Here is a 6,319-nt window from a genome sequence, read left to right as displayed (position 1 = left end):
TCCTTGTATGAAGTACCGCAAACAGAACACTTGTGGAGTGTGTAGCCGTTAGTAGTGCAAGTAGGTGCAACAACTGTGTCAGCATATTTGTGTGAAGTCTTTGGTATAGTTTCTGTAACTGTCGCATTGCACTTTGTGCAGGTCTTTATAGCAGTACCCTCTGATGTGCAGGTCGGTTGTTTTGTTACAACAGAATTTCCGTAGCTGTGACCTGGTGCTTTTGTTGTGCTATCCTTGTATGAAGTACCGCAAACAGAACACTTGTGGAGAGTGTAGCCGTTAGCAGTGCAAGTAGGTGCAACAACTGTGTCGACATATTTGTGTGAAGTCTTTGCTATAGTTTCTGTAAATGTCGCATTGCACTTTGTACAAGTCTTTATGGCAGTACCCTCTGATGTGCAGGTCGGCTGTTTTGTTACAACAGAATTTCCGTAGCTGTGACCTGTTGCTTTTGTTGTGTTGTCCTTGTATGAAGTACCGCAAACAGAACACTTGTGGAGTGTGTAGCCGTTAGTAGTGCAAGTAGGTGCAACAACTGTGGTTGTGTAGCTGTGGGAAAGCTTTGCAATTGTTTCTGTTACTGTTGCTCCGCACTGCGTACAAGTTTTTGTTTTTGTACCTTCTGATGTGCAGGTCGGCTGTTTTGTGATAACAGCACTGCCATATGTGTGGCTCGTGCATCCGCAGGTGAATTTGTATGTCTTTGCTACAGACGGATTGTATGTAGGATAAATTTTTACAGTGAGTGAACCGCCGTTTTTGAATGTGATACGTCTGATATCATTAGCATAGTTTTCAAGCTTATTTACACTTACCATGCTGCGATCAGAAAATTCAACTGTGTAGTCTGTATCGTCATAAAGCCAGAAATCAATGCTGTCGCCCACACTGAACTGAGTTTTGCTCAATACGCTTGAAAAGGACGTATTCGAAAGGTCTGTGCGCCAATAAACAGTGGTAGAGGTCGGAACTGTGAACTTATTCACATAACCGCAAGACTTGCAGGTCTGTGTTACAGTGCCGTCAGTTTTTGATGCGTACTTTGTTTCGTAGTCATGACCTGTTTTGACGTCAACCGTCTTTATATCGTCAAGATTTGAAAGGTTCAGGGAGTTGAAGGTCACGTTATTTTTATCGTAAACATACCATACTGCTCTGCCGTTTTTGATAACAGGCTGGCAATCTGAAAGGCTTCCCTCAAAGGTGTGTATACCGCCGTTTACTGTGCCGTCAGCGTTTAGCTTCACACAGCTTACCTTTGTATCTCTGGACCACAATAGCAAAAAGCTGTTATTATTTATCTTCACAAGCTGTGGAGCAGAAGCAGAAGCTGTACCCTCTGCATAAGAAGTTATCTTATTGAGCTTGTTTGTGGAAAGATCCTTTGAAACAGCGGAAACGTAGACGTTTCGTGTTTCTGACGTATTGATATAATCAAGGTCAACTGTACTCTGTGCCACGATATAGCTTGATGATGACACATCAAAGCCGCCTATAGCCGCACCTGTATAGTTATAGTGACCGGCGGTATATTCAGGGTATGTTACAACGTCGATATTGCTGACCTGTTCAAAATAGCTTGGGAAAAATTTGCCTGTAGTAAAATCAGAATTATACTTCACCAGAACGGCGGAACGTGGATGAGCGTCACCATGGTCGAGGGCGACTATATGGTTGCCGTCGGTTTTTATAAACTGATTGAAGGAGTGGCTAACATAGCCATAATCAACGTTCATGACGCCGGTATATGAATCAGTGATAGTCATCGAAGGCATATCCACTTCAATGGTAACATTAGCCTGATGATTATTGCCGTCGCTTGATTTATACATTTCGTGGCAGGTCCTCACAAGCAGGTGGTCACCGCTATGGGTCATTCTTGCCGAGCCTGCATCGAATGGAACTGTAGTGTTAGCTCCATACAGACCGCAGGACTTTATTTTGTTCCAATTCTTATCATACTTCGTGATACGGAAAACCTCGAGGGAGTCGTTTTGTTTCGGATTTTCCTGACCGCTAAGTACATAATAATTATTGCCGGAGTCATAGAAAGCACCAAAGATCGGCAGTTCATTGTCGATAAGCTTAGTGCTGAGCGGTTCAAAATCAGAGCTGTAATATTCCACAAGGAGCTTGCCCTCGATAGCGCCTGACTGGACACGCATATAATTGCCGTTGTCGCACACTGTCAGGTAAGATTTCACTGTGTCAGACCATTGCACATAGTCCTGATCATTCACATTAGAGCCTGAATATGCAACACATTGCGCCACGGCAAAGGCACCGAACGATCCAGCAGACACAGCAGTAGAAACAGCCATTGCGCCAGACAGGACAATGCTCAACATTCTTTTCTTCATATTCATCGATTTCATCACCTCATACAAAAACTTTCAAACGAGAACACCTTTATATATATAATATCACAACGCAAGGCATATGTCAATGAAAATAAGTTACAATGAGAATGATTTCAATAAATTCGTCAAACACCAAAGGTCAACGCAGTAAAAAAGAGCAAAGAGGATACAAAACAAAAAAAACGCCTTGACAAGGTTTGATGGGTGTGATATAATATTACAGTGGTATTTCGAGGTGTGGCTCAGTTTGGTAGAGCGCTGCGTTCGGGACGCAGAGGCCGTGGGTTCAAGTCCCGTCACCTCGACCAGTCACTCGCCGTGACGGGCATTGTCCGTCATGGCTTTTTTTATTATCAGAACTTAACGCCGCAGGGGGAGTTTTTGTATTACCTAAAAAAGTAGGGTTATGCTTTGAGAAACCGAAAAGCGTAACTATTTTTTTGTATGTTCCACATAGCAAAAGTGCCTTATGACTAGCATTAAGGCACTTTATCGATTCAATCTTTCCCCAACCTCTCCGAAATCTCCAACACAAGCTTCTGATCCTTCTCAGAAAGCCTCGATACGCTGTCCACGATCTTCTGTGTGAGAGCTGGATTATTGCTGCCATCGTCGAAAAACTGCTGATGATAAAGATATAGAGCAGATAAAACGAACCATGCTTGAACGTGTCGAAAGTATCGAGCCTAGAATAAGAGATTATGCAGAAGAATGGCATATCAACATATTCAGACAAAAAGATCTCCGTTGGAGATATAAGAAAAACTCAGCTTATCACTACATATGGTATTGGCGCTATAGTTGACTTTAAGAACGATACTGTTGTTATCGCTTCTACAGACGATTGGGACTATTCCCCTAATGACGCTGATGAGGTAGAAAATCGAAAAATATTCAGCTTTTTAAGGAGCTTCATCAGCTTTTTGGCTTCTTCTTTTGTGATATGAGTTGTTACATCTTTAGATATCTCGCCGTCTTTATCCAACAGCTTTATGCTGCTAAGCGTTTGTAGATATCCGCACCATATTGCATACAGTGCTCTGATTTTCACTTGTCTTACTTCTTCTTTCCAAAAAAACAAATCAAACAGAATATCCACCACGTCTTTTACAAGAATGAATATCACCGCCGCCTCCTGTCCCCCAAGAGAGCGGCGGTATCTACACTACGCTACTTTTCAGTAAGATATTCATTTCTGTCAAACAACTGCTCAATTGAAAGATTTTTAAACCTCGGAATGTTGTATCCAAACGGCGAGTTGAGAGCCTTTACAAAGTCTTTCGTATAGCCGTGATTTTTTAAAAGATCGTCCTCATACTTTATTTTCTCTTCTTGCTTTGTGTCATCTCCCCTTTTCGTGATACAACGCTGCATAACATAATGATAAATGGAGAAGTAAGAATCCACTGTACGAATATCTCCTATGTATTCTTTCAGTTCACGAACTACAGTAAGATGAGCAATACAGTTGCGGTATTTTCTTGTCATGCTGCTGTCTGCATTATTGATATCAACTTCAACGCACTTGCGCAGCCGCTTGTTCTTTTTCAAGAACAAATTCGACGACTCATTACGATCATCACAAAGTTCACAAAGCGTCTGTGAAAGTATCCTGTAGTCATTTTTCAAGTTCTTTGAAGCCAACTCAGGAATTATCTCCTTATACAGCCCAAAATCACGTTCAAGGCAGTGTATCGCAATAACATACCTTGCATTGACATTCACAAGATTTTTCACCAGCAGATACATGACCGTAAGATAAAGCCCGATAACAGCCTTTGCCCTCTCCTTAGCCACGTTTTCTCTGCCCTTTGCCTGCTGTTTCACATTTTTGAAATCATCAAAGCTGATGTTCTTTATCATTCTCGCAAGCTCACTGCGCTTTGCTTCCAAAGAACTATTCATGTCAGGAAACTCCACACAACTCTTGTAATAACGCTCTATCTGCGTGTCAGGGATACCCCCAAGAACAAACATGACAACTTTCTCATTCTTAGCCACTTCTCTTATCTTCTGAGCGTTCGCATACTTGATAAGGTATACAAACCGAGAGGACTCGATAACATTGTTTGTTATAAAATTTCTCAGACCATGTATGCCCTTGCCTTTTTCTTTAAGTTTTAGAATCTCGCTTATCCTATCGTCCGTGATATTGTCGTCTATACCGAGTATAGTCAGTGCGTCACGGAACATCGTAAGCTTCGCTGAAGCCGCAGGCTTTCTCATGGAAGCAATGTTCTTTACGATAAAAAGCTCGTTGGTTATCCTCTGGCTGTCATTGAACAGCTTGTAGCCCGCCGTAAGCTCACACTCAACATCAACAGCAGAGCTTTTCATTATCTTCAAAAACTCCTTGATGTTATCAAACTTGCTGATAAGCGTTGTAAGAAGATCGTTTATCTCCTTGCCGTCAAGAAAATATGTGAGCATATATATCATTTTGGAGAAATACAAAAGGTCAGACGCATTCTTCTTTTCACTGTCAAGAATTTTCTCATCAAAATCCATGTCAGCCTTGCCAAGCTCCTTGATAACGTCACCGTTCATGTGGTCGGCGATATTTTCAAAATCATTCCTGAATTTGCCCCAAAGCTTTGCCGCTTCATCAGCATATATCCCCTCTTTTTCATCATCGGTCATTGAAAAACGCAGTTTACGCACAAGAGCTTCGCCTGCGGCAACGTCATTTCTGTAGTAGTTGCAGAAAAGCAGGAAATCCATAAGCTTGTACATCTTTGAGCGCACAGAGTCATATTGCTTGTCCTTAAATCTGAAACCGTATTCCTCCAGCATTTTCTCACGAAGCTTTTTGATAGAAAAGCCGAGATTTTTCTGAGATTTAAGCACAATGAAATCGTAATAAAGGCGTATTATATCATCAGCCTCATAGCCTTTCATCATATCAATAAGCAGGCTGATATTGACCTTGTTACCCTCGATAAAGTCCTTGTTTATGGACTTTAAACGCTCCTCAACAAGATAGTCAAGAGTATCTCTGTATTCGGGATCAATATTGTTAATAAAACTGTAAAGGTCAAATCTTTTTGCACCCGATTTATCATGAAAAACACACTGTCTTATCTGCCCCACAATTGCAAGCATATGATAAACACGCTTTTTGTATGCTTCCGAAGCTCTTGTGTCTTTTGTCTTTGGCTCTTCAAGGCCGAAATAGCCAAGGCGCTTAGTTTTCAGCAAGTCATTAAACTTGCTAAGGCTTTTCTTGATATTACCCTTTACCTTATCGGAAAGATTGCTTTTGTCAGGGTGAGTAAAAACTTCATAAGTATTTCTTGCAGAAAGATACTCCATAAAATCATCATAACTTTCAGAATCCTTTATACCAAGCATATTGTTCAGCGCATAAACGATATTCGTTACATACACCGCAAGTATCTTTTCGATATCCAGAATGTTGTAAATAAGCTGGATATGTATATTATCATCAAAAGTTTTGCCGAAAAAGCGCTTTTCAAGCTCCGATTTAAGCCCCAGCATATCCCCTCTTACAGGCGAGCTTTCACCGCTTCTGTGAGTAGGGTTTGAAGTATTTATCTCCACTCCGCTCCCAAAGCCATGCTTGCTTGAAAAAGTGATGTTTACCTCGTTTACATCACCAAGCTCGATATTGCTGTTGTCCTTTGAAGAAAGCTGAGTTTTGTTGTAGTCATTATTGTCCACCTCATATTCAAGCACAGCAGAATTGCCCTTGCCGAAAGAGGTTATGTACATTTTATTTTCGCTGACAAGAATAGACTTCATTCCTGCCGCCTTTACGGAGGATTTTTTCTTCTCTGCCACAGGTGCAATGACCTCTGCAGCAGGCATGGCAGCGATCGCAGGAGCAGCGTTATTATTTATCTCAGCCGCTTTGAGCTGTCTGGCTTTTTTCTGAGCCTCACGCAGCTCTCTAGGCTTCATTTTATTCTTTTTTGCCATAAATATTACTCCTTATATTA

At 41.4% G+C, this 6,319-nt stretch carries 2 protein-coding genes, 1 tRNA gene and 1 pseudogene; 2 read left to right on the top strand and 2 right to left on the bottom strand.

The features are described 5' to 3' along the window. A pseudogene (locus AB5627_RS06895) lies at positions 1 to 2,366 on the bottom strand (hypothetical protein); the annotation flags it as partial. A gap of 225 nt (positions 2,367 to 2,591) precedes the next feature. Here AB5627_RS06895 and AB5627_RS06890 point away from each other — a divergent pair. Continuing rightward, positions 2,592 to 2,668 (top strand) — tRNA-Pro (locus tag AB5627_RS06890). A 393-nt stretch (positions 2,669 to 3,061) separates the two neighbouring features. Then, positions 3,062 to 3,307 carry a hypothetical protein gene (locus tag AB5627_RS06885; RefSeq protein WP_022288043.1) on the top strand — a complete coding sequence of 82 codons (246 nt, stop codon included), beginning with the start codon at positions 3,062 to 3,064 and terminating at the stop codon, positions 3,305 to 3,307. A gap of 223 nt (positions 3,308 to 3,530) precedes the next feature. On the opposite strand, the gene cas13d is transcribed toward AB5627_RS06885, so the two are convergent. Further along, entirely contained in the window at positions 3,531 to 6,299 is a 2,769-nt protein-coding gene (gene cas13d, locus AB5627_RS06880; protein WP_368369751.1) for a type VI-D CRISPR-associated RNA-guided ribonuclease Cas13d, read from the bottom strand. Between the last annotated feature and the right edge of the window lie 20 nt (positions 6,300 to 6,319).

This window comes from Ruminococcus sp. RTP21198st1_G1_RTP21198_201120 (assembly GCF_040924265.1).
Lineage (GTDB): Bacteria > Bacillota > Clostridia > Oscillospirales > Ruminococcaceae > Hominimerdicola > Hominimerdicola aceti.
The sequence above is the reverse complement of the archived record's forward strand: the minus strand, read 5'-3'. Positions and strand labels throughout refer to the sequence as shown.

Excerpts from the sequence above, each read along its gene's own strand:
- AB5627_RS06885 (WP_022288043.1), top strand. The coding sequence starts at position 3,062 with ATGCAGAAGAATGGCATATCAACATATTCAGACAAAAAGATCTCCGTT.
- cas13d (WP_368369751.1), bottom strand. The coding sequence starts at position 6,299 with ATGGCAAAAAAGAATAAAATGAAGCCTAGAGAGCTGCGTGAGGCTCAG.